We start from the raw sequence: 22103 nt of genomic DNA on the forward strand, positions 1-22103 counted from the left end.
TAGGGTTGGTACTAAAGGGGCCGATACGTAAGCAGCATCGGCCTTTCGTGTATTGTAAAAAACGCTCGCGAAACGTTTAAGATTGATTACATCGACAAGCCTGGGCTTAATTTGCCAGGCATGGTGACTTTATCAAGCTCAACCGATGCAACAGGGTACGCACAGTAGTCCGCCGCATAAAACGCACTTGCTCTGTGGTTGCCGCTGTCGCCTACACCACCAAATGGTGCAGCACTGCTTGCACCTGTTATAGGTCTGTTCCAGTTTACAATACCAGCGCGAATACGGGCAAAGAAGTAGCGATAGTCTTCTTCATTGTCACCTAAAAGGCCTGCCGACAAACCAAAGCTGGTGTTGTTCGCCTCTTCAATGGCAGCATCAAAGTCGCTGTAGCGGACCACTTTAAGCAGTGGGCCGAAATGTTCTTCATCTGGCAGTGACGCAAGCATGTCAGTAACATCGATAATACCTGGAGTCGCGAAGCCTTTGTTTTCGTCGTGTTGCTCAAGGCGAACCAATACTTTACCGCCAAGGTTTTCAAGCTCTTGCTGCGCTTTCACCATAAGTGCTGCAGCGTTGCTCGAAATCATAGCGCCCATAAAAGGCTGATCTTCAGCATCATAGTCGCCAACTTTGATATTTTTCGTAACCTCAATTAGGCGAGCAAGGATAGCATCACCTTGGGCGTCGGCTGGCAAGAACAAGCGGCGAGCACAAGTACAGCGCTGACCTGATGTTATGAAAGCAGATTGAACAATATCGTGAACCGCTGCATCTACATCGGCGACATCTTTTACGATTAGCGGGTTGTTGCCGCCCATTTCCAAAGCCAAAATTTTGCCAGGGTGACCAGCAAACTGCTCGTGTAAAATTCTTCCTGTGCGTGAGCTACCCGTAAAGAAAAGGCCATCGATGTCGTTATGCGACGCCAACGCTTTACCCGTTTCCACTTCACCTTGTACCAGGTTGAGTACGCCTGCCGGAAGACCTGCCGCATCCCACAGTTTCACCATTTCTTGTGCAACCATAGGGGTCAAATCGCTTGGCTTGAATACAACAGTATTGCCAGCAATAAGCGCGGGAACAATGTGTCCATTAGGCAGGTGACCCGGGAAATTGTAAGGGCCGAAAACTGCGACAACACCGTGAGGCTTGTGACGAATGAATGCTTTACCCACGGGCATTGGGTTTTCTACGTTGCCAGTACGCTCAAAGTAGGCCTTTTCTGAGATGCCAATTTTACCCATCATGGCACCCACCTCAGTGGCAGTTTCCCACTCTGGCTTGCCGGTTTCTTTTGCCATTACCTTCGCAAGATGCGCTTTAGCTTCTTCTAGCTTGGTGCCGTAAACCTTGATGACTTCAAGGCGCTCTTCCACGGTTTTCATGCTCCACGCTACAAGCGCGGCACGAGCGGCCTTAATCGCATCATCGATTTGAGCGGCAGTCGCAGACTTACCTTCCCAAATTACTTCGTTTTTTGCAGGATCAATTGACGCTAAGTCGTGACCCTGTCCGGCAACCCATTCACCGTTGATAAAATGTGTATGTAGCATAGTGGGTGTCCTTTTTAGTCTCTGAATGTAACCGGGGCAAAGCGAACGTACTCGCCCTCTTTGACATTCAATGCAGCAGCCGCTTGGCGAGATAGCACGGCAACTTGCTTCTCTTCGCTCACCGTCATCTCGGTAGCTACTGCACGAAAATCGGATATTGACGTGTTGATTATATAGTGAGTCTGGCCTTGTGCAGCCGCACTATCATCAATGACAACAGGAAGTTTTAAACTCGCCTGAGCGGTGCGGATATGGCTTAAGTTCGCTTCAACCGTTGGGCCCGCATCGAAAATATCTACATATCCACGGCAAGAAAAGCCTTCCTCTTCAAGGAGCTGAAGAGCAGGGCGAGTTTTTTCGTGCACCTCACCAATGACTTCTTGCGCTTCTTTGCTAAGCAGGTTCACGTAAATCGGATATTTCGGCATTAGCTCAGCAATAAATACTTTATTGCCAATACCCGTTAGATAGTCAGCAGTGGGGAAGTCCATAGAGAAAAAGTGGGTTTCTAGCCATTCCCAAAACGGAGAGCGACCCTCTTCATCACTTACACCGCGCATCTCTGCAATCACTGTTTCAGAAAAGCGCTCGCGATGCTCCATCATGAACAAAAAGCGTACCTTTGAAAGAAAGCGGCCGTTAATGCCGCCTCGGGCTTGTTCGCGAAGGAATAGCGTGCATATTTCAGTCACCCCGGTGTAGTCATTACAAAACGTAAGAATGTCTACCGTGTTGTGAATGTTTAGTTCGCGAGATGCATGTACGACCTTACTAAGGTGATAGTGATAAAACGCGTCTTCAATGCCAACAGCAGCTTCAATACCGGTTGTCCCTACTACCGTGCCGGTAGTGGTATCTTCCATAACAAACAGGTACGACTCATCGCCAGGTTCAGTTACGTTAGGTTTGTTGAACGCAGTTTCTGCACGATCAATTTTACGCTGTAAAAGTTCGTCGTTAACGGGCAAAGACGTGAAGCCAATACCCGATTCAACGGCAATTTCTTTTAGCGCGTTATAGTCGGCCTTCGTGATAGGGCGAATGATATTCATGTTCGCTACTCGTGTTGTAATTATTCGGCGTTTACAACGGCAGCAACGGCGCGCTCAAAACGTGCAAGACCTTCTTTGATATCCTCATCAGGAATCACTAATGAAGGCGCAAAACGAATAACATTCATGCCGGCTACCAGGCACATAAGGTGCTCTTTTGTCGCCGCCATCATGAAATCGCGAGCGCGGCCTTGGTATTTTTCATTTAACGCGCAACCAAGGAGCATACCTTGACCACGAACTTCTTCAAATACGTTGTATTTATCGTTAATTGCACCTAGAAGCTCACGGAAAAGCGCTTCTTTTTTAAGCACGCCTTCAAGTACTTCTGGCTGATTAATAATATCTAGGGCTTTCTCTGCAACTGCACATGCCAGTGGATTACCGCCATACGTGCTGCCGTGCGTGCCGGGTTTAAGGTGCGCCGCAATGTCAGCTGTGGTAAGCATAGCGCCAATTGGGAAGCCACCACCAAGAGATTTCGCAGTGGTCAAGATATCAGGTGTTACGCCAAGACCCATATACGCGTATAGGTGACCTGTACGACCAACCCCCGACTGAACTTCGTCAAAAATAAGTAATGCGTTATGCTTGTCACAAAGTTCGCGTACACCTTTCACGAAATCTACATCAGGCGGAATAATACCGCCTTCACCTTGAAGAGGCTCCATCATAACAGCACAGGTTTTGTCAGAGATAAGTGCTTCAAAGGCTGCTAGATCGTTATAGTCACAGTGGTCAACTGCGCCAGGTTTCGGACCAAAGCCATCAGAATAAGCGGCTTGACCACCTACTGTTACGGTAAAGAAAGTACGACCGTGAAAACCTTTGTTGAACGCAATGATTTGGTTCTTGTCTTCACCGTGCTTATCAAGTGCCCAACGACGGGCTAGTTTTAATGCAGCTTCGTTGGCTTCTGCGCCCGAATTAGCGAAATAAACTTTGTCAGAAAAGGTAGCATCGTTTAGCTTTTTGGCCAGACGAAGGGCGGGTTCATTCGTAAATACATTACTAAGATGCCAAAGCTTATTGCCTTGTTCATTAAGTGCGTTAACGAGCTCAGGGTGGCAATGCCCAAGAACGTTTACTGCAATACCGCCTGCAAAGTCGATGTACTCGGCCCCATCTTGGTCCCATACTCGAGAACCTTCTCCGCGAACAGGCACCATGTCTGCTGGGTTATAGTTAGGAACCATTACATCATCAAATGTAGCGCGAGTTACGTTCATCTTTGTTACCTCTGCATTGGGCGCTAAATCACACTATGTCAGCGTGCTCGTCAAGAATAGCCGTTGATTTCGACCTGATCTTATTCTCGAAACATTGTTTCAGCGCGTAAAAACTAATCGGATTTGGTTTACAGTATGCCATTTCTTTTAACATTTGTCTTCTTTCAAAAAGGCTGCAGCCCTTTATTTATAAGGACTGTGGCTTAATTTGCAGGAAAAGTGAATAACTATTAACTACTGGGCTATATCATTTAGTAATAATCGTTAATCAGCTTATGAAAAGGGTGACATGCGGGCTTTAGCAGGCTGTTGAGTAGGCAAATCATAGGCGTCAGCGACCAGTGAGTCATCGAATCCATTAGCCTCGAGCAGGCAATAGTATAAGAAAACGCGTATTTTTACTTTAAAAGGAATAAGTGGATACGTGATTGCATAATGACTGCATGAATATCCACTAAATTTTTAATGATTTTCTTCATTTTTAACTAATGGCAAAGTGAAAATATCAATTGATTTGAGTTTTTCGAGGGCGCCATTAGGGAATTTTTGCTCGTTGAAAAGTGGCTTAACGTCTTTCATTTCTACCAGTTTAAGCTGGTGCAACATTCTTATTTGCGTAAACGTACGCGATTGATATAGCGCTTTACAAAGCGTTCCCCGCTCTGCGGGCGTTTTGTTTGCACATGCGCGCATGGCAGAAGCTATTGGCAACCGTTTTAAATGCATCCATTCTAGTATGTCAGCACTCACAGCGTCGGCAAACTCTTGTTGCATAGCGATGAGATGGTTGGCTGAGGGAACGATTTTGAGCAAGGTTTCATGGCGTTTCTGCTCTTTATCTTTTTGGCATTCTTGTAAAAGATGAAGTTGAATTTTATCGAATAGTTTGAAATAAAGCCGCGTTACCGCACAGCGACCCAAGTTGCTCAATACGCCTAATGTGTAGGCCTCATTTCTGCTGCCTCCACTTATACTGGCTATCCGCTTTGCCGTTAGGGCAACACCCGTGGCGTATTGGGTCAGCTTTTGTTTGATAAGCGGGTGCGGATCGGTAATTTGTGGCATCGCGCGTTTCAATATAAGCGAAGGAATTAACGTGCGCAGGTTCTCAATGCCTAAAAAGCTGAGTGCAGTGCGAAGCGTTTCAACGATAATAATGCGACCGCGCGAGTCTTTGCGTCTGAACTGAGGCGTGTTCACAATGACGATAAGTTCATCGTAAAGCCACGGCATAGTGGCTGCGATGGGTTCTAATTTGGAAACAGAACAAGCTTTAACAGCAAGGGCGTCAAGCAGTTCACCGATGTTTTCCGGTAAATTGAGAACGGTTTGAACGAGCTCGTCGGTGGCACTTAATTGTTCGGTAAGTTCACCAAGTAATACTTCATGAAGCTGGTGGCTAACGGATTCTAGGTAGGACGCTTCCGTTTTTTCTTGCAGGCGTTTATTCTCAATCGCAATTTTTTCAACGTTTAGAAGTAATCTGCGCGCATCCCCTTGTTCAGACTGCTCAAAACTTACCTCACCAACTCGACGCTTTCCTAGCATTTCAAACACCCGTTCAGGCGATATGAGCAAATTTTCGAAACGATCATCTATCGTGGGCGATGTCGTTGCCCCCATTGTCATTGTAAAAGCTCTCCTGCTCATAACTTTTTGGTGAACGGAAATATTATCGTACATCAGGGACCTTATCGTTCTCGCAATAGCAAAACGCTAAATAACGGTTTTCTTAAGAGGCAATAGGGTTTGTAGCAATCACTGATAATATAATTTGTTTACATGTATTGTTTAAATAAACAGTCGATACCAAACAGACTTGGGAAAGTTAAACGAAAAATCAGTGAATTGCGAGTTTTACCGGCCTTCAAGCGTAACCTTTTAAACTATGAAAGTGTATCGGCTTTATTGAAATTTTCTTAAGGCGTTTTGAACTGTAAAAACGCATTTAATACGCTGTGACCGTGTTCAGTGAGTAAAGACTCAGGGTGATATTGTACCCCCCAAATAGGATGATACTTATGAGAAACTGCCATTATTTCTCTAGTACCGTGGGCGGTTTCACACCAAGCATCAACACGCAGTGAAGTAGGTACGGATGCGGGTTCTAAAACCAACGAATGGTAGCGTGTTACGTTGAATGTTTCAGGTAACCCTTTAAATAGACCGGTATTGTTATGTGTTAACGAAGATACTTTCCCATGCTTAATTTCTTGCGCGCCTACCACTTGAGCGCCAAATACTTGCCCAATGGCTTGGTGACCCAGGCAAACGCCAAGAGTAGGGATTTTACCGGCAAAGTGTCTGATTGCGGCTAAGCTGATACCGGCCTCGTTAGGCGTGCATGGGCCCGGAGAGATGACAAGCTGAGTTGGCGCTATGCGTGAGATATCGTCAATGCTAAGCGCGTTGTTTCGCACTACTTCAACGTCAGCGCCAAGCTCTTTAAAGTATCGAGCAAGGTTATGGGTAAACGAATCGAAGTTATCAATTAACAGCAACACAGCAGTGCTAATCCTTGGTGTTTCTAACGTGCGAGGGTTATGTTCATGAAGAGCTCTAAGAACTCTTCATGCTTTTTGTTAACGTTTTGCATTTAACTAAAAGTTTATGGCTTGGGAATAAAGCCCACAGCTTTGTAAACTTTCGCCAGGGTCTCAGCGGCTCGTGCAGACGCTTTTTCTGCACCTTGGCGCATAACATCATCAAGATATGCTCTATCTGCTCGAATTTCAGCGTAGCGGTTTTGAATAGGTTCAAGCAGGGCAACCACTGCATCTGCAACGTCACCTTTTAAGTGACCATACATTTTATCCGTATATTCAGGCTCAAGCGCTTTCACCGATTTCCCCGTTGCAAGAGAGAGAAGGGTAAGCAAGTTCGATACGCCAGGTTTCTCTGTTGGGTTGAAATAAATGTTGGCCTGTTCGTCAGAGTCGGTCACTGCGCGTTTAATCTTCTTAGCCAGCTTTTTAGGGTCTTCTAATAATCCAATGAAGTTATTCGGATTGTTGTCTGACTTTGACATCTTCTTTTCTGGCTCTTGAAGGCTCATGATACGCGCGCCAAACTCTGGAATATAAGGATCGGGCAAGCGGAAAACGTCGCCGTATAAGTTATTTACGCGTGTTGCGATATCACGTGTTAACTCAAGATGCTGCTTTTGATCTTCGCCTACGGGCACTTTGTCCGCCTGGTAAAGCAAAATGTCTGCTGCTTGTAGTACAGGGTAGCTATATAGGCCTACATTAATGTTATTTTCATTTTTCGCTGACTTATCTTTGAACTGCGTCATGCGATTTAGCTCACCCATTTGAGCATAGCAATTAAGTACCCAAGATAGCTGTGCGTGTTCTGGCACGTGTGACTGCAAAAATAGCGTACTCTTTTGAGGGTCAATGCCGCAGGCAAGATAAAGAGAGAGACCGTCCAAACATGCTTCGGCAAGCTGCTTTGGATCTTGTCTTACCGTTATAGCATGCAAATCTACAATCATATATAGGCAATCGTGATCGTCCTGCATGGAAACCCACTGTTTAAGTGCACCCATATAGTTGCCAAGGGTAAGTTGTCCTGAAGGCTGACAGCCACTTAATACAACGGGTTTATTGCTCATTTCTTTTTACCTGTAATACGTTAAAAACTGTTTTAATAAAGATAGAGAAAGCTTAGCTTCTACAATTATGCTTTAGATAGCATGGCGAGTTCATTACGCATTTGCGTAATAACATCACTGTAATCGTCTTGAGAAAAAATGGCCGAGCCAGCTACAAACATGTCTGCCCCTGCCTCAGCGATGGCGCGAATGTTATCGACTTTTACGCCCCCGTCAATTTCAATTCGAATATCGTAGCCGCTTTCTTCTACGCGCTGCTTCACTGCACGAACTTTATCTAATGTGGTGGGTATAAATTTTTGACCACCAAAGCCAGGGTTAACCGACATGATAAGAATGTGGTGTAGTTTGTCCATGACATGGTCAAGGTAATGTAGCGACGTGGCTGGATTAAACACCAAGCCGGGCTTACACCCTTTGTCAATAATAAGCTGTAAAGAGCGGTCTATATGCTCAGAGGCTTCTGGATGAAAGCTAATAAAGCTAGCTCCCGCATCGGCAAACTTTTCTATCAAATCATCAACGGGTTTAACCATCAGGTGAACATCAATAGGTGCGGTAATACCGTATTTTCTCAAAGCCTCACAAATCATCGGCCCAAACGTAAGGTTTGGCACATAGTGATTATCCATAACATCGAAATGTACCACGTCGGCACCGGCCGCTAATACTTTTTCCACGTCTTCTCCCAGTCGGGCAAAGTCGGCAGATAGTATCGATGGGGCAATTAAAAATGGTTTCATTACGAGTCCCTCTAATCAAAAAACAGCAAGATGCATCGCCGCTTAAGCTTTAAGTTACGAAAGTTTACCCAAAACCGAACCTCTTTACTATGTAAAGGATAATTGAGTGGCAATTTCACATGGGTTTACGTTGAACAGTGGCTGTTGCTGGTATGCCCCGTTTTGGTGAGAGCGCGTTATGCTGGTGCGTCTTTGTTCTGCTTTAACCAAAGCAGTTCCCACCAAAAAATAATCAAACCCTTTAAATTTATCTATATATCAATGCTTTGCAATTGCTCTTGTGTTTTTTTTTACTGAACCATAAATGGGCACCAACTTTGCGTTATCCAGTTCAAAAAGAAAACACAGACAGAAAAAACGAATAACAACAAGTTTGAATTTGACTGGAGAACACACATGAAAACATCTACAAAAAGAACTTTACTTGCCGCTGCTATTTCTTCAGCGTGTCTGCTAACTGCAATGCCTAGCTATGCAGAAGGCGAATTTACCGCCAATGCAAGTGCGACCAGCAACTACATTTGGCGTGGTCTTACGCAGACCACTAACGAAGCGGCTGTGCAGGGCGGTATTGATTACGCTCACGAAAGTGGCTTTTATGCCGGTACTTGGGCATCTAATGTGAACTATGGCGCGGGCGACGTTTATTCTTACGAGCACGACATGTATTTTGGTTTCTCGGGTGAGTCTGACGGTATTGCATACGACTTCGGTTACCTATACTACAACTATGATGACGAAGCGAACTTCGATTTTGCAGAAGTTTATGGCTCAGTAGGAATGGGGGGCTTGAGCCTTACTGTTTACCTTTTAGCGCACACCGAAGCTGACGAGGGTGAAACTCAAGACTTTGGCTTTGCACAAGCGTCGTATACCTCGCTTGATTACAGCATGGAAATCTTAAACGGCACAGAACTTGGTTTTCACGTTGGTTACCATGAAGGTGATTTTGCTGAAGCGTTTAATGGCGTAGAAGGTTATGTAGACTACGGCGTTTCAATTGCAAAAGATGGTTTCAGCTTTGCCATCACGGGTACCGATCTTGATGATATGGGCGGCGACGACGAGTTTGACAACGATGCTGTTAAATTCACTGTAGCTTACTCGGTAGATTTCGAACTTTAAAATTAAATCGAGAGGCCATCGGATGGCCTTTTAATAAAACGTTGAGTAGTAAAAGCCTAATGTCACATCATTAGGCTTTTCATTTTTAAAGCAACGCATTTTTAACTTGTTCGTAACCTACTTTTGTCTATAATGAGACTAATTTTTAAACGAGTGTAAGGAGTGTTCAGGATGAAAGTTCTTCCTTTTTTCGCGATTTGCGGAGCTGTGGCGCTAGCTAGCGTTGCGGTTACTACTGCGCCTAAATCACACTCGTCAGTATGCGATTTTCAACCGGTCACAGAATTTAATCCAAAGCTACCAGCAAGCCATGTTCAAAACCAGTGCGCCCGTCATCAAGAGGGGGTAGAAGAAGTGAGCTGGCTTTCATGGATAGCGGGAAAATCTTTTTCTTTTCAGTTTCACTTTTTAGATCTACTTGAGTTGTTGCACAGCGACGAAGGTAATCGAGATTTCACTTCACCTTCGAAAGACGGCTAAGGTCATACGATGCGGTCTGGCACTGGGTTTTGGTCAGTTCTAGGTAGTGTGATAGCGAGTTTGTTTGGGGTTCAGAGCCACCGAAATTATGAACGTGACTTTAACAAAGGGACCTTCATCAGTTTTGCAGTGATCGGCGTTATTTTAGTTGTACTTTTTGTGGTTTCATTATTTATGTTCGTAAAATGGTATACGGGCTACAGCGATTAGCGGTCAACCCTTCGCTATTGATAAATGAAGCATCTTCTCATTAACATCGCACGCTCTACTTAGTCAGTTTTTTCAAGAATCTACGTTATGGTAAGTTGCGTGTTGTTGCTTTGTTATTGCGGCTACTGCGCTTAGTCACCACAGTGGCTGGAGGAAAGTAAGCCAATATTTCATCTACTGGCTGTCGCTTTGCGCCGTTTTGACTTATCGAACGCTTAACTGACAGCATGCTGAAGTCAGCACCTTGATACAACGCCCTTGTAAGCGGCAAGTCGTGATTAGATATCAACACTGGTATACCGCGTTTTTTTGACGCTCGGCTGGCAAGTTCAGCGAGTTTTTCTTGTGATTCCAAGCCAAAACTTCGCGCCGCATAACTGGTGAAAGCTGCGGTTTTACTGATCGGAGCATAAGGAGGGTCACAATAAATGACATTACCTCGTCTCGCCCGTGAGAACACTTTTTCAAAAGGTAAGCAGGTGAATGTGGCCTTTTGAGACTTCTCAGAGAATACAAACATCTCATCTTCAGGAAAATAAGGTTTCTTGTAACGGCCAAAAGGCACATTAAAGCGGCCTTGAAGGCTATAGCGACACAGCCCGTTGTAACCGTGGCGATTCAAATACAGAAAAAGAATTGCGCGGTAATACTCGTCTCCAGTGGTATTAAACTCCTCACGTAAAGCGTAGTACATTTTTTCTTGATTGCGCTTCCCGTCAAAAAATGAGCGTGCGTCATTTATCAGTGCGTCTGGTTGCGCCTTAAGTAAATTGTATAAATTGATGAGATCAGGGTTAATGTCATTAAGCAGATAGCGTTTGTATTGGGTATTAAGAAACACAGAGCCTGCGCCAACAAACGGTTCAATCAGTTTGTTAGCTTGCGGTAATCTGGCCTGAATATGCTCAACCAAGCTGTATTTGCCACCGGCCCACTTTAAAAAAGCCCGGTTTTTTTTCTGCATCATGCTTAAACGTTACTACCTAGACGGAATGAAGACGGTGGTTTTTCCTTGCGCCGCCGTTCCAAGGGAAAGGGTCGTCTTTATACTTTTATGCTGATCAGTATCAGATATCACCACGCTAAAGGTAGATTGTAACTTTCATCAGTAAAACGGACAACCAACAAGTGTCGTAAGAATGGAATTTTGCGTATTTAGCGCTAATAACCAGCGTAAGCACCTTAATTTTCAACTTTACTTATTTCTGAAAGAATTTGGCGTCCGCGTTTTACAAACGCATTCTGCTTTCCGGGGTATTCTGGCAAAGCAGCAAGCCCTTGCTGAGCTTGAGAGATAGATGTGTAAACCTGCTTGTCTACAACCACAAACCAGTCGCCGCCATAGCGCGTCGTTTTGTAAATTCGAGTGCGGGTTAATAAGTCATTTTCACTGAGAAACGCATTGAGTACAGATTTATCCTTCATGGCAAGCATTTGAATAGCATAGTCATTTTCAGCGATCCACTCAGCATTTTTTGAAGGTGCGTCTTCGACTCCTTTGGCATTTATTGTGCTCTTTGATGTCTGAGCGGGTTTTGATATAACCACGATGGACGCGTCAACATCTTCATTGTTAGTAACCGCGCTACCTTGGTTGCTCAAACTTTCCCTAGAATTATCTTCATCGGCTGTGTCTGCCGTGGCGTCTTGTTGCTCTGACGTTTCTGTGCTTGCTGGAAGTGCAGCTACCGCTTCGTCCCAAGCGGTCACAAGAACATTGCCGTCAGTCGCCTTAGTTTGTGTATCTTCACCTTCTCTGGAAGCAAGGACCAGTTCAACGTTGGCTGCCTCAATGGCAATTTCATCTAGCGGTTTACCGTCGCCGCGCTGTGAATCGTCACTATTTGAATTATCGTCACTTAACAAAGTGCTGTAGGCCGAGCCCGGTTGAACCTGAGGAGACTGAGTTTCTTGGCTTTGTTGTTCAATAGGTGAGAACAGGGTCGCTAGTTTATCACCGTACTGCCAGTATACTAAACCAGCAAAAGTCATCAGAAAAACACAAGCTACCGCCACATAAAACCAGGTGGTTTTTAGTGGATTACTAAAGGTTTGAGTGTGTTCACGCTGTCTGTTTTCCAGATGTGCTTGAAACGCCTCACGGCGTGAAGCAATCATTTTGTCTAGCTCTGAGGCAAAGTTTGGCTGTTCACTCATAACCGACTGGCTGCTGATAATGAGTGGCGTTTCGGTGTTTTTAGCCGGAAGCCATTGCTTAGCGCGTTCTGCCCAATCATTGTTAGCAAACAGAAGCACATTTAAATGCTGTTTATTTCCAGCAAATCGACTTTGAAGTACCAAGTCCCATAATTCTTGAAGTAGAACATCAGGAAGGTTATGCGCTTGAGTTATTGCTATAAGAATAGGCCCCTCATGACTATTTAGGCCTGAAAGTAGTTCGTTTAGCGGTCTGACAAAACTGCCGACGACTTGCCCTAGTAGTTGCCTGCAAAGCTGGCGACGGTAATCTGACGGCTCCATGTTATCTTGGGCGGTTAAATAGGCAATTTCAGTATCATCGTGCTGTTGAAAAACAAAGGCTTCGAGGGTTTTTTGTTGCTGTGCAATAGACTCTCCGCTGACAAAAATCAGCTGAGAAGAGTAATTGACTAAGTATTCCAAACGATCATGCAGTTCGCTTTGCATGGGAGTTTGCCCTTATTAACCGTTGCTATTCAACCTAAAGCCAACTACACGTTACACCTTACATGCCAGAAGCAATAACTCAGGCTCCTATAAATGCTCGAGTCATATATCCGCTGCGTAACGTGTTAATGTTCGCTTTGAGTGTTTCGCGATAGCGTAAATTAGGACAGGATGTCGGTTAGAATGTCGTCGGTAACATCCTTAGTAACAACCGCTTTGCCAATCCCCTGGGGAAGTACAAATCGAATACTGCCCGCTTCCACTTTTTTATCGCGCTTCATATGTTTAACGTAGTCATCTTTCGTCATACTGTCAGGCCCTGCAACGGGCAATGCAAACGCTTCAAACAATGCGGACACACGTCGTGTTTCTGACGGCGTAAACCACGATAAACCTTCTGCTGCTTTACAAGCAATTATAGTACCAGCAGCTACTGCTTCACCGTGAAGCCAGTTTCCATAACCTTGCTCAGCCTCGATAGCGTGACCAAAGGTATGACCAAGATTAAGAATGGCGCGTAAACCGCCCTCGCGCTCATCCTTTGCAACCACGTCTGCTTTAATTTCACAGCAGCGAGAGATAGCTTCAGTAAGCACTTGGGTATCAAGTGAGGTAAGTGAATCCACATTACTTTCAAGCCACTCGAAAAATGGGGCGTCGTAAATAATGCCGTATTTGATGACTTCTGCCATGCCTGCCGCAAACTCTCTGGGAGGTAAAGTAGCAAGAGAGTCGGTGTCGATAGCGACATAAACGGGTTGGTAAAACGCACCAATCATGTTTTTACCGAGCGGGTGATTAACCGCAGTTTTTCCACCCACCGATGAGTCGACTTGAGAAAGCAGGGTAGTAGGCACCTGAATAAAAGGCACGCCTCGCTGATAGGTCGCTGCGACGAAGCCGGTAAGGTCACCTATTACACCACCTCCAAGTGCGATCAGCGTTGTATCTCTTGCTGCATTAAGCTCAAGGAGGCGGGTCATGACTACTTCGAATTGTTCTAAATTCTTATACTGTTCGCCGTCAGGCAATATTATGGTTTCAACGCGAACGTCGCCGCAGGCGGCTTTCGCCGTTTCTAGATAAAGAGGGGCGACGGTTTCATTGGTTACGATAACGGCGAGCGGACCTTTAATATAGGCACTAAAAAGGCCAGGTTGCGAAAGCAGCCCAGCCTCTATCTGTATAGGATAGCTACGTTCTCCAAGTTCCACAGTTAAGGTTGACATTGGCGTAGCACCTCCTATTACATTTTTAATTTATAAACCAATTTTACTGATAATTTGATTTGCTACAGCACGCGCACTTTGGTCGTCTGTATCAACAATGTAATCAGCAACTTCTTCGTAAAGCGGGTTGCGCATTTCTGCAAGATCCCGAAGTACTTGTTCAGGATCTTCGTTTTGTAGCAAAGGACGACGTTTGTCGCGTTGTGTACGGGCAACTTGCTTATCGATGGTCGTTTGTAAGTAAACAACAATACCACGGGCAGATAAACGATTGCGCACAGCTTTAGTTACAATAGAACCGCCACCTGTGGCAAGCACAATACCTTGCTTGTCTGTCAAATCATTAATGACGTTCTCTTCGCGCACGCGAAAGCCGTCTTCGCCTTCAAGATCAAAGATCCAAGCGATATCAGCACCTGTGCGGCGCTCAATTTCCTGATCAGAATCAAAAAAGTCTAGGTGAAGTTCGTCTGCTAGATGTCTACCGATGGTACTTTTGCCAGCACCCATTGGGCCAACTAAAAAGATATTACGTTTTTCAGCCATATTTGCTTATATCACAACTTAATCATGTTAGGGGCAGTGCACTGTTGCCTTACCAGCCTACCCATTGACTCGTGCCTATTTAGTGTCCAATAAGCACCACTCCTTAAACCTCGCTTAAATTTCGAGGCGGGGATTATCTCAGTTTCATGCAAGGCGTTGCAAGTTTTGTTACCAACAAATAGTGTATACCTGTAAATTTAGTTACAAAAAAGACCTTAAAATAAAAAAATGCGCTTATAGAAGCGCATTTTCGTCTCTGTAAATACAGTCGTTAGGGTCTTTCGGTTACAATTTTTGGCGTAACGAAGATAAGAAGCTCTCGTTTTTGCTGCAACTGTGACGAGTTTCTAAAAAGTGCCCCTACAAGCGGAAGGTCTCCAAATAGAGGGACTTTTGACACGCCATCAGAACTGGTTTGTTGGAAAATACCGCCAAGTACAATGGTTTCACCGTTTTCAACTAATACCTGTGTTTTGATCTCTTGGGTATCAATAGCCACAGCATCACCCGTAGACGTTGACACTGTCTCACCACGGGTATCTTGTGTAACAACCAAATCAAGAATGATGCGATTGTCAGGGGTAATGTGAGGCGTTACTTTCAGTGACAATACTGCTTTTTTAAATTCTACTGAGGTGGCACCACTTGATGTTGCCTGCACATACGGTATTTCAGTACCTTGCTCGATGTAAGCTTCATGTTGGTTTGCTACCGTTATGCGTGGGCTAGCAATGATTTCCCCTTTGTTTTCCGACTCCAGCGCTGAGAGCTCTAAGTCGAGTATAGTACCATCGACCAAACTGGCAATTTGAAACCCGATACTACCTGCAGCACTGCTTACAGGCAGGTTCACGTTAAGACGATTATCAATGCTTGGTACTACGCCACCAGCAATGGTATCCGCCCCTTCAATGCTACCAGAAACGCCGTTGTCATCTTGACGATCACTGAAACCCCAGCGCACACCAAGCTGTTCGTCAACATCGTCTAGCACCGTTACCATGCGGCTTTCAATAAGAACTTGTTTAACTGGAATGTCTAACGCTTTGATTGTTTTTCTTGCTTCATCAATGGAAGCAAGCGTGTCGCGAATGAGCAAGGTATTAGTACGCTCGTCTACCGTTACACCGCCTCTTTCAGAAAGAATACCGCCTTCTGTAGACTTTAAAATAGTAGCAAGTGCTGCTGCTTTGGCGTAATTAACCGATATGTTTACTGTGTGAAGTGGTGCAAGGTCAGACACTTGTTTTTTCGACTGAAGAGCTTGGGTTTCTCGGGCGGCAAGTTCTTCAGCAGGGGCAATCAACAAAATGTTACCTTCTAAACGCTTATCTAGCCCTTTAACGCGCAAAATCATGTCTAAGGCTTGATCCCACGGAACGCCAGATAAACTTATAGTGACATTCCCAGACACAGTATCTGTGGTTACAAGATTAAAACCATTTACCTGAGCAATGATTTGTAAAACTTGTCTAACTGGTACGTCTTGAAAATCGAGTGAGATAGGATCGCCAGTGTATACTTTCTCCGCTTCAAGTGCTTCTTGTTGTGCACTGTCCATAGGTGAAATGGCAACGCGTAGCACTCCATCTTTCACTGTATTTTTAACCGTAACCTGTCCGGTGTAGTTGATTTCTAATCGGGCTCCACCTTTTTCTACGAAGGTTTCTATCGTAGAAACCATGGTGCCAAAGTCTGCGACGTTGAGCTCTAATAATTGGTCCTCGCCTAAAGCTGTATCAGGAAGGGTTAGCGATACCTTACCCTGCGACTCTATTAGCTGTACTTTTGGTGCCTGACCTTCGAAGTTCACCACCGTCACTGCCGTATTACCCGCAGCTTGGGTAAAATCGACATTCGTAATCGTGGTACTGAATGTTGAAGTATCGCGCTTATTGCTTGGGTCTACCAATAGCGGCTCTTGTGCTTTGACCGGCGAGCTAAGTAAAGTCAGTGAAAGTACTGCTGTTGCCAAGAAGGCTAGCCAGTACCATTTCGGGGCTCTACGATTCAGAGACTTATTGAATATGTATCGTTCGGCCATGCTTACTCTCCCGCCTTCGATGCTGTAGTCATTGTTGTTGTTTTCCTTTGCCAGCAGCCTGCGCCATCAGGTAATAATTGTTCAATAGTAATCGAGTCTGCGCCGATTTGTATAATTTTGCCATAAAACAAACCGATACGACTCCCTACTTTAGCTTTATGTAGAACGCCATCATTACTTTTTAAAAGCGCCCATTTCTCTCCTCTAACCACGAAACTACCGGCTAGGGCCAATGCGTCTATGCCGTAAGCCTCCAATGCTTCTTTGCGGCGCTGAAAATCAGGCTGTAAACAGTTTTCAACTCGTGACGTCGTTACTGGTGCCGTCTCGTTCCGTAGGCGGTCAAAAGGGCTACGTAGTTCGCTTGATGAGTAATTAAAAGGAGGGTGGCTTTTAAATTCTGGATAGGGTTCAACCTGCGGCTGAGCTCGCTCCTTTACGCTTTGGGTGTAAGCTTGCAAGTCGTCAAGTTTAGGTGAACAACCGGCTATTAGAAATAGAACAATCAGAGATAAAAACGAACGAATCATTGTTCATCTCCTTCAAGATCTGATGCGCTTTCAGAGCGATAGGTTTTAGCCTGTAATTTAAGCGATAAGGTATTGGCCTGTCGCTTAATTTCGAAGTCATGCAGGGTCACAATTCGAGGTAAATCAGCGACCTTCGAAACAAATTCGCCAAAATTGTGATAACCGCCGCTTACTTCCATTTCGATAGGAAGCTCAGTATAGAACTCTTTTGGCACTTCTTGCTGCCAGTTCAACAGCTCAAATGTGAGGCCTGAAGCCGTTCCTACATAGGTAATGTCGTCTAGCAATCCAGGGGTTTCATTACTGGTAGGTAGACTTTTTAGCATTGAGGAAAAGTCTTCTTGAATCTGTTTTAGTTGCGCTTCGTAGGCATCTAAATTGGCCGCAATGCGGTATTTTGCTTCAAACTGAAGCTTTAGCTCTTGCTCTTTTAATTCAACTGCGTCTTTTATTGGCAGCTTCGGGCTGACTAACATGTAATAGCTTAAGGCGCCTACTAAAATAGCGAGGAAAGCTGCTACAACAATACGTACTTCGTTTGGCCATATTGCTATCTGTTCGAAATCGAGCTCATTGAGTTCTTTTAGCTTTGAAACATCAAACTTCATTATTTCTGTGCCTCACTCACTTCAAGCTCTACAGGAGCGACGTTTGGATTTATTGAGAAAGTAAGCGTGAAATTGCTGATGGCTCTGGCGGCACTGCTGTCAGATTTTATCGTCGATAGCTCGGCAGAAACAAAAACTTTCGAGTTATCCAGCGCACGCATGAAGTCAGACAGACGGTTATTAGAATCACTAATTCCTTCTATCTCAATGCGATTATTGCTCCGCGTCATTGTCTCGAAAGCAACACCAGGCGGAACTAGCTTTGCAAGCTCATCAAAAACAATCGGTGCAATATTGCGGCTGGCCTGAAGTTGTTCAATTAACGCCATCCGCTGTTCAACGGCACTCTTTCTTTCTTTTACTTTTTTAATTTCGCCAATTTGCGCATCGAGGATAGCAATTTCTCGTTCAAGGAACTGATTGCGCGAGTTTTGATTATTGATTTGCTGGTCAATGGCTTGACCGATAAACCAAAAAATGAGGCCAACGATGGCGGCAACAGCCACCAAGCCGGCAAGATATTGTTGCTTCTGATGCTGACGCTGCTTTTCACGCCAGGGCAATAAGTTTACATGTGCCATGGCGTAAAGCTCCGGCTCGCCAATCCTGCGGCAATGGCAAGTTGAGGCGCTATTTTGTTAAGTCTTGTGGTATCAAGTTTAGGGTTAATTGTCATATTACTAAAGGGATTGAAGCAAATTACATCAAGCCCCAAGTCTTGTTTTAAAATATCGACAAGAGGTGCTATGGTCGCTGCGCCACCACAGAATAGGATTTTCGTGGGACGATCTGCATGTAGCGTACTCATATACATTTGTATTGCACGATTGATGTTTTGCTGAAGGTTCGCGGCAAATATAGGCAACGTATCTTCTACCCAATTGCCAGAAAGCGTGCCGTCAAGAAGCTGCCTCTCTGCGCTTTCCCGTTCAACCATGTGAATAGCACTGATATCATTGATTAAATGGTTAAGGCCGAATGCATGCTCTTTTGTGTAGATTACTTCGCCATTTTTAACAACGCATATTTGCAGCAGCGACGCGCCAACGTTAACACAACAAAGCGGCGTATCTTCCTCATGGGCTGTATAAAAAAAGTCGAGCGCGTTTCCAATAGCAAAATTTTCCATATCGACAATTTTGGGCTCAAAGTTGGCTTCTCTAGCAAGTAGTAATCTGCTATCAACCAAATCTTTATGCGCCGCGGTTAAAAGCACATTTACCTTTCCGGTATGGGTGGCACTGGGGCCCATTTCTTCAAAATCTAAATACACTTCTTCAAGCGGGTAGGGAATTAGGCTATCCGCTTCTATTTCAATTTGATTTTCCAAGTCGTAGTCGTTTTGTTCGGGATCCATGTATACGATTTTGCTAATAACCGAAGTACCCGCTACGGCAACGTTGGCGAGCTTTATTTTCGTTTTAAGAGATTTACGAATCTTTTTAAGCGCGATACTGACAGACTCATAGTCTTTGATATCACGTTCTGAGAACGCGATCTTGCTTATCGGCTCACAGGCATACCCTTGAAGGATGAATCCGTCTTTCGATTGCTCTAGCCACACCGCTTTTATTTGACGCGTGCCTATGTCTAAGCCCACAATGGGCGGCAGCTTTTTTTTGAACAGCGATTTCATGTTTAAGTGTCCAGTTTCAAAGGTAGTTGCTCTAAAGTACAATGTTACTCTATTAGTATAATGCGTATGGTTCTAATGTAAGCACATACGTATAAATATACGTCATTTCAACAAAATGTCTTGGTATCCGTTACAGTGAAGTACATCAAACCATTTATTCTATTTAGTTTTCTATCAGGCCTTCTTGGTTTCGCTGCGCTGGTAGGTATTTACTTTTATATCAAACCTGACCTACCAAGTGTTACTGTACTTAAGGATGTACGGCTGCAAACACCCATGCAGATATACACCAAAGACGGAAAACTTATTTCGCAGTATGGAGTTAAACGGCGGATCCCGGTAAAACTTGAGGAAGTTCCTCAAGAATTGATCGATGCCATACTTGCTACCGAGGACAGTCGCTTCTACGAACACCGCGGTATTGACCCAATTGGTATTGTGCGTGCTGCAGTAAGTTTAGTGTTAACTGGCGAAAAACGTCAGGGGGCAAGTACGCTAACGATGCAGCTAGCGCGAGGCTTTTTCCTAAGCCGTGAAAAAACGTACGTAAGAAAGGTAAAAGAAATCTTCATTGCGCTTCATATGGAGCAGGAGCTATCAAAGCAAGAAATCTTGGAGCTGTATCTCAATAAAATCGAGTTAGGACATAGAGCGTTTGGTTTCGGTGCGGCTGCACAAGTTTACTATGGTAAACCGCTAAATGAACTCACGCTGGCACAAATTGCAACGATTGCCGGTCTTCCCAAAGCACCTTCAGTGTTAAATCCAGTTAGCAGCCCAGAACGCTCTGTTGAGCGTAGACGAGTTGTATTACTTCGAATGCTTGACGAAAACTACATCACAAAAGCCCAGTTCGACGAGGCTGCAAGCGCTCCTGTTTCCGCTAAAAAACACGGCGCAGAGATTGAAGTGGATGCGCCTTATCTCGCTGACACCATTTATAATGAAATGGTAGAAATTTATGGTAAGGAAGAAGCTGAAACAGGCGGCTATCAAGTGTTTGCAACCGCAACGTCAGATATGCAGCTTGCTGCTCAAAGAGCGGTGGTAAGAAACCTTCATGATTACGATGAGCGTCACGGCTACAAGGGTGCTCTTGGATATTTATGGAATATTCCTAAGCCAGAAAGTAAAGATGATGTTATCCCTCAGTTGTCATTGAGTTTCGACGTCAGTAATAAAAGCTCAAGGGACGAATGGGATGAGGCTTCAATGCTGCAAGTGTTAGCAGAGATTCCTCATATCAAGCCTCTTATTCCCTCTGTCGTAACAAAGGTCAACGAACAATCAATAGAAGTGTTGTCAGTTGATGAGCAAGTGCGGACGATAGAGTGGGGTGGTCTGGATTGGGCCCGTCGCTACATTACTGATTTCAGACAAGGCAGCGACCCGCAAACAGCCAGTGATGTCACGCAAGAAGGCGCGGTAATCTACATAAGGCAGCAAGATGATCAGTGGCGTATTTCGCAAATACCCGAAGTGAGTGGAGCCTTTATCGCACTTGACCCACAAAACGGCGCGGTCGAAGCGGTGGTTGGTGGTTATAGCTTCTACCAAAGTCAATTTAACCGAGCGACGCAAGCGAAGCGCCAGGTTGGTTCAAACATCAAACCTTTTGTGTACTCAGCAGCTATAGACAGCGGTTACACACTGGCATCTATTATCAATGACGCGCCGATTAACCAATGGAATGCAGCCACGGGCGTAGCGTGGCGCCCTCAAAACTCACCCGCTGAGTACGATGGCCCTATCAGAATGCGAAAAGCCCTTGGGAAATCTAAAAACGTAGTCTCGGTTAGATTACTTCGCGGGGTTGGATTAAGAGAAACCGCAGATTATTTAACCCGCTTCGGCTTTAATAAAGACGATATTCCATTGGATGAAACCGTATCGTTGGGTTCTAGTTCGCACACTCCTCTAGAGGTCGTGAGAGGGATGTCGGTTATCGCTAACGGTGGATATCTGGTAAATCCACACTTCATAAGCAAAGTGCTGGATGAAAATGGCGATGAACTATGGAAAGCCAATCCGGTTTGGGCATGTAATCGTTGCGAAAGCCAAAGTGATGCCGACATATTACCGGAAGACGAGGAAGCCGATGTTGAAGCCTTGTTAGCCGCAGAGCTCAATCAAGACATACTCTTAGGTGATTCCGGCGACGATGAAAATACCGAGAAAGTGATAGCACCTCAAGTGATCACGGCACAAAACGCCTTTTTAGTCGGTGAAATGATGCGTACCGCTGTTCGAGCAAACGGTAATTGGAGCAAAAAAACCTATTGGTTGGGAACCGGGTGGCGTGCTCGTAATATACTTCAGCGCACGGATATTGCGGGTAAAACTGGTACCACTAACGATTCACGAGACACCTGGTTCAGCGGCTTTCACAAGGATATTGTTGCCACTGCATGGGTAGGCTTTGACAATATGGGAAGACAACTCGGCCGTGCAACACGCAACCAAAATCTTATCAACAAAGATCCTGAAAAATTTAATTGGATAGGCAATGCCATGATAGGTATTGAAGATGGCGCGAAAGCAGCACAGCCTGCATGGATCAGATTCATGGAATATGCGCTTGAAAGTAAACCGCATACGCCAATGCCCGTACCAGAAAATATAGTGCGAGTTCGCATTGATCGTACCAGTGGAAAGTTGACCCGACGGACAGACCATACGACACTATTTGAATATTTCCTGCAAGGCACTGAACCGACAACTTATGTTCGTGATGACGAAGTGTTGGATCCCGCCACGCAGGATGAAACTACTGCGCCAGAGCCAGAAGAAATATTCTAATTATAAGAAGACACGTCGCTGACGTGTCGCTTCTTTAGGCTTGAGCGATGTAAT

The 22103-nt window shown here is 44.9% G+C and carries 20 protein-coding genes; 4 read left to right on the plus strand and 16 right to left on the minus strand.

What is annotated here, in order from left to right; translation table 11 throughout:
- Positions 1 to 86: 86 nt before the first annotated feature.
- The 7 genes from astD to rpe form a co-directional block, all read right to left on the minus strand.
- Positions 87 to 1556 (minus strand): succinylglutamate-semialdehyde dehydrogenase, encoded by a 1470-nt coding sequence (gene astD, locus ACM0P2_RS01860; RefSeq protein WP_159119665.1) that lies wholly within the window; start codon positions 1554 to 1556, stop codon positions 87 to 89.
- A 14-nt stretch (positions 1557 to 1570) separates the two neighbouring features.
- Entirely contained in the window at positions 1571 to 2608 is a 1038-nt protein-coding gene (gene astA / locus ACM0P2_RS01865; RefSeq protein WP_120963458.1) for an arginine N-succinyltransferase, read from the minus strand.
- A 20-nt stretch (positions 2609 to 2628) separates the two neighbouring features.
- Complete coding sequence (locus ACM0P2_RS01870) at positions 2629 to 3837, minus strand: aspartate aminotransferase family protein (protein ID WP_173360149.1); 1209 nt, start codon at positions 3835 to 3837, stop codon at positions 2629 to 2631.
- A gap of 462 nt (positions 3838 to 4299) precedes the next feature.
- A complete protein-coding gene (locus ACM0P2_RS01875; protein ID WP_419227198.1) occupies positions 4300 to 5466 on the minus strand; it encodes an HDOD domain-containing protein in 1167 nt (388 codons plus the stop codon).
- 290 nt (positions 5467 to 5756) lie between these two features.
- Positions 5757 to 6341 carry an anthranilate synthase component II gene (locus ACM0P2_RS01880; RefSeq protein WP_159119667.1) on the minus strand — a complete coding sequence of 195 codons (585 nt, stop codon included), beginning with the start codon at positions 6339 to 6341 and terminating at the stop codon, positions 5757 to 5759.
- A 104-nt stretch (positions 6342 to 6445) separates the two neighbouring features.
- A complete protein-coding gene (trpS, locus tag ACM0P2_RS01885; protein WP_120963454.1) occupies positions 6446 to 7453 on the minus strand; it encodes a tryptophan--tRNA ligase in 1008 nt (335 codons plus the stop codon).
- Positions 7454 to 7518: 65 nt separating this feature from the next.
- Complete coding sequence (gene rpe, locus ACM0P2_RS01890; RefSeq protein ID WP_159119668.1) at positions 7519 to 8196, minus strand: ribulose-phosphate 3-epimerase; 678 nt, start codon at positions 8194 to 8196, stop codon at positions 7519 to 7521.
- A gap of 396 nt (positions 8197 to 8592) precedes the next feature.
- On the opposite strand from rpe, the gene ACM0P2_RS01895 reads away from it, so the two are divergent.
- From ACM0P2_RS01895 to ACM0P2_RS01905, 3 genes are all read left to right on the plus strand, one after another.
- Positions 8593 to 9321: a TorF family putative porin gene (locus ACM0P2_RS01895; RefSeq protein WP_159119669.1), complete on the plus strand. Its 729-nt coding sequence runs from the start codon at positions 8593 to 8595 to the stop codon at positions 9319 to 9321.
- A gap of 171 nt (positions 9322 to 9492) precedes the next feature.
- Complete coding sequence (locus tag ACM0P2_RS01900) at positions 9493 to 9801, plus strand: hypothetical protein (RefSeq protein ID WP_105930541.1); 309 nt, start codon at positions 9493 to 9495, stop codon at positions 9799 to 9801.
- 9 nt (positions 9802 to 9810) lie between these two features.
- Positions 9811 to 10011, plus strand: coding sequence for a DUF2970 domain-containing protein (locus ACM0P2_RS01905; RefSeq protein WP_159119670.1), 201 nt, complete (start codon positions 9811 to 9813; stop codon positions 10009 to 10011).
- An 85-nt stretch (positions 10012 to 10096) separates the two neighbouring features.
- Here ACM0P2_RS01905 and ACM0P2_RS01910 read toward each other — a convergent pair whose 3' ends face one another.
- From ACM0P2_RS01910 to pilM, 9 genes are all read right to left on the minus strand, one after another.
- The gene (locus ACM0P2_RS01910) at positions 10097 to 10978 is read right to left on the minus strand and encodes a Dam family site-specific DNA-(adenine-N6)-methyltransferase (RefSeq protein ID WP_159119671.1); all 882 of its coding nucleotides are present in this window, start codon (positions 10976 to 10978) and stop codon (positions 10097 to 10099) included.
- 215 nt (positions 10979 to 11193) lie between these two features.
- Entirely contained in the window at positions 11194 to 12657 is a 1464-nt protein-coding gene (locus tag ACM0P2_RS01915) for an SPOR domain-containing protein (RefSeq protein WP_159119672.1), read from the minus strand.
- A 161-nt stretch (positions 12658 to 12818) separates the two neighbouring features.
- Positions 12819 to 13886, minus strand: a complete 1068-nt coding sequence (gene aroB / locus ACM0P2_RS01920; RefSeq protein ID WP_159119673.1) for a 3-dehydroquinate synthase — start codon at positions 13884 to 13886, stop codon at positions 12819 to 12821.
- 30 nt (positions 13887 to 13916) lie between these two features.
- Complete coding sequence (gene aroK / locus ACM0P2_RS01925) at positions 13917 to 14432, minus strand: shikimate kinase AroK (RefSeq protein WP_105930536.1); 516 nt, start codon at positions 14430 to 14432, stop codon at positions 13917 to 13919.
- Between the two features lie 271 nt (positions 14433 to 14703).
- Complete coding sequence (locus ACM0P2_RS01930) at positions 14704 to 16476, minus strand: type IV pilus secretin PilQ (protein WP_159119674.1); 1773 nt, start codon at positions 16474 to 16476, stop codon at positions 14704 to 14706.
- A gap of 2 nt (positions 16477 to 16478) precedes the next feature.
- Complete coding sequence (locus ACM0P2_RS01935) at positions 16479 to 17006, minus strand: pilus assembly protein PilP (protein WP_419227199.1); 528 nt, start codon at positions 17004 to 17006, stop codon at positions 16479 to 16481.
- A complete protein-coding gene (locus ACM0P2_RS01940) occupies positions 17003 to 17614 on the minus strand; it encodes a type 4a pilus biogenesis protein PilO (RefSeq protein WP_120963446.1) in 612 nt (203 codons plus the stop codon). Before ACM0P2_RS01940 ends, ACM0P2_RS01935 begins: the two co-directional genes overlap by 4 nt.
- A complete protein-coding gene (locus tag ACM0P2_RS01945) occupies positions 17614 to 18195 on the minus strand; it encodes a PilN domain-containing protein (RefSeq protein WP_120963445.1) in 582 nt (193 codons plus the stop codon). The genes ACM0P2_RS01940 and ACM0P2_RS01945 overlap by 1 nt, the downstream gene beginning before the upstream one ends.
- Entirely contained in the window at positions 18183 to 19250 is a 1068-nt protein-coding gene (pilM, locus tag ACM0P2_RS01950; RefSeq protein ID WP_173360151.1) for a type IV pilus assembly protein PilM, read from the minus strand. Before pilM ends, ACM0P2_RS01945 begins: the two co-directional genes overlap by 13 nt.
- 135 nt (positions 19251 to 19385) lie before the next feature.
- Here pilM and ACM0P2_RS01955 point away from each other — a divergent pair, with 135 nt between their 5' ends.
- On the plus strand, positions 19386 to 22049 hold the full coding sequence (locus ACM0P2_RS01955) for a penicillin-binding protein 1A (protein WP_419227200.1): 2664 nt from the start codon (positions 19386 to 19388) through the stop codon (positions 22047 to 22049).
- Positions 22050 to 22103: the final 54 nt, after the last annotated feature.

Origin of the sequence: Alteromonas sp. OM2203 (assembly GCF_048517045.1) — a bacterium.
GTDB lineage: Bacteria > Pseudomonadota > Gammaproteobacteria > Enterobacterales > Alteromonadaceae > Alteromonas > Alteromonas gracilis.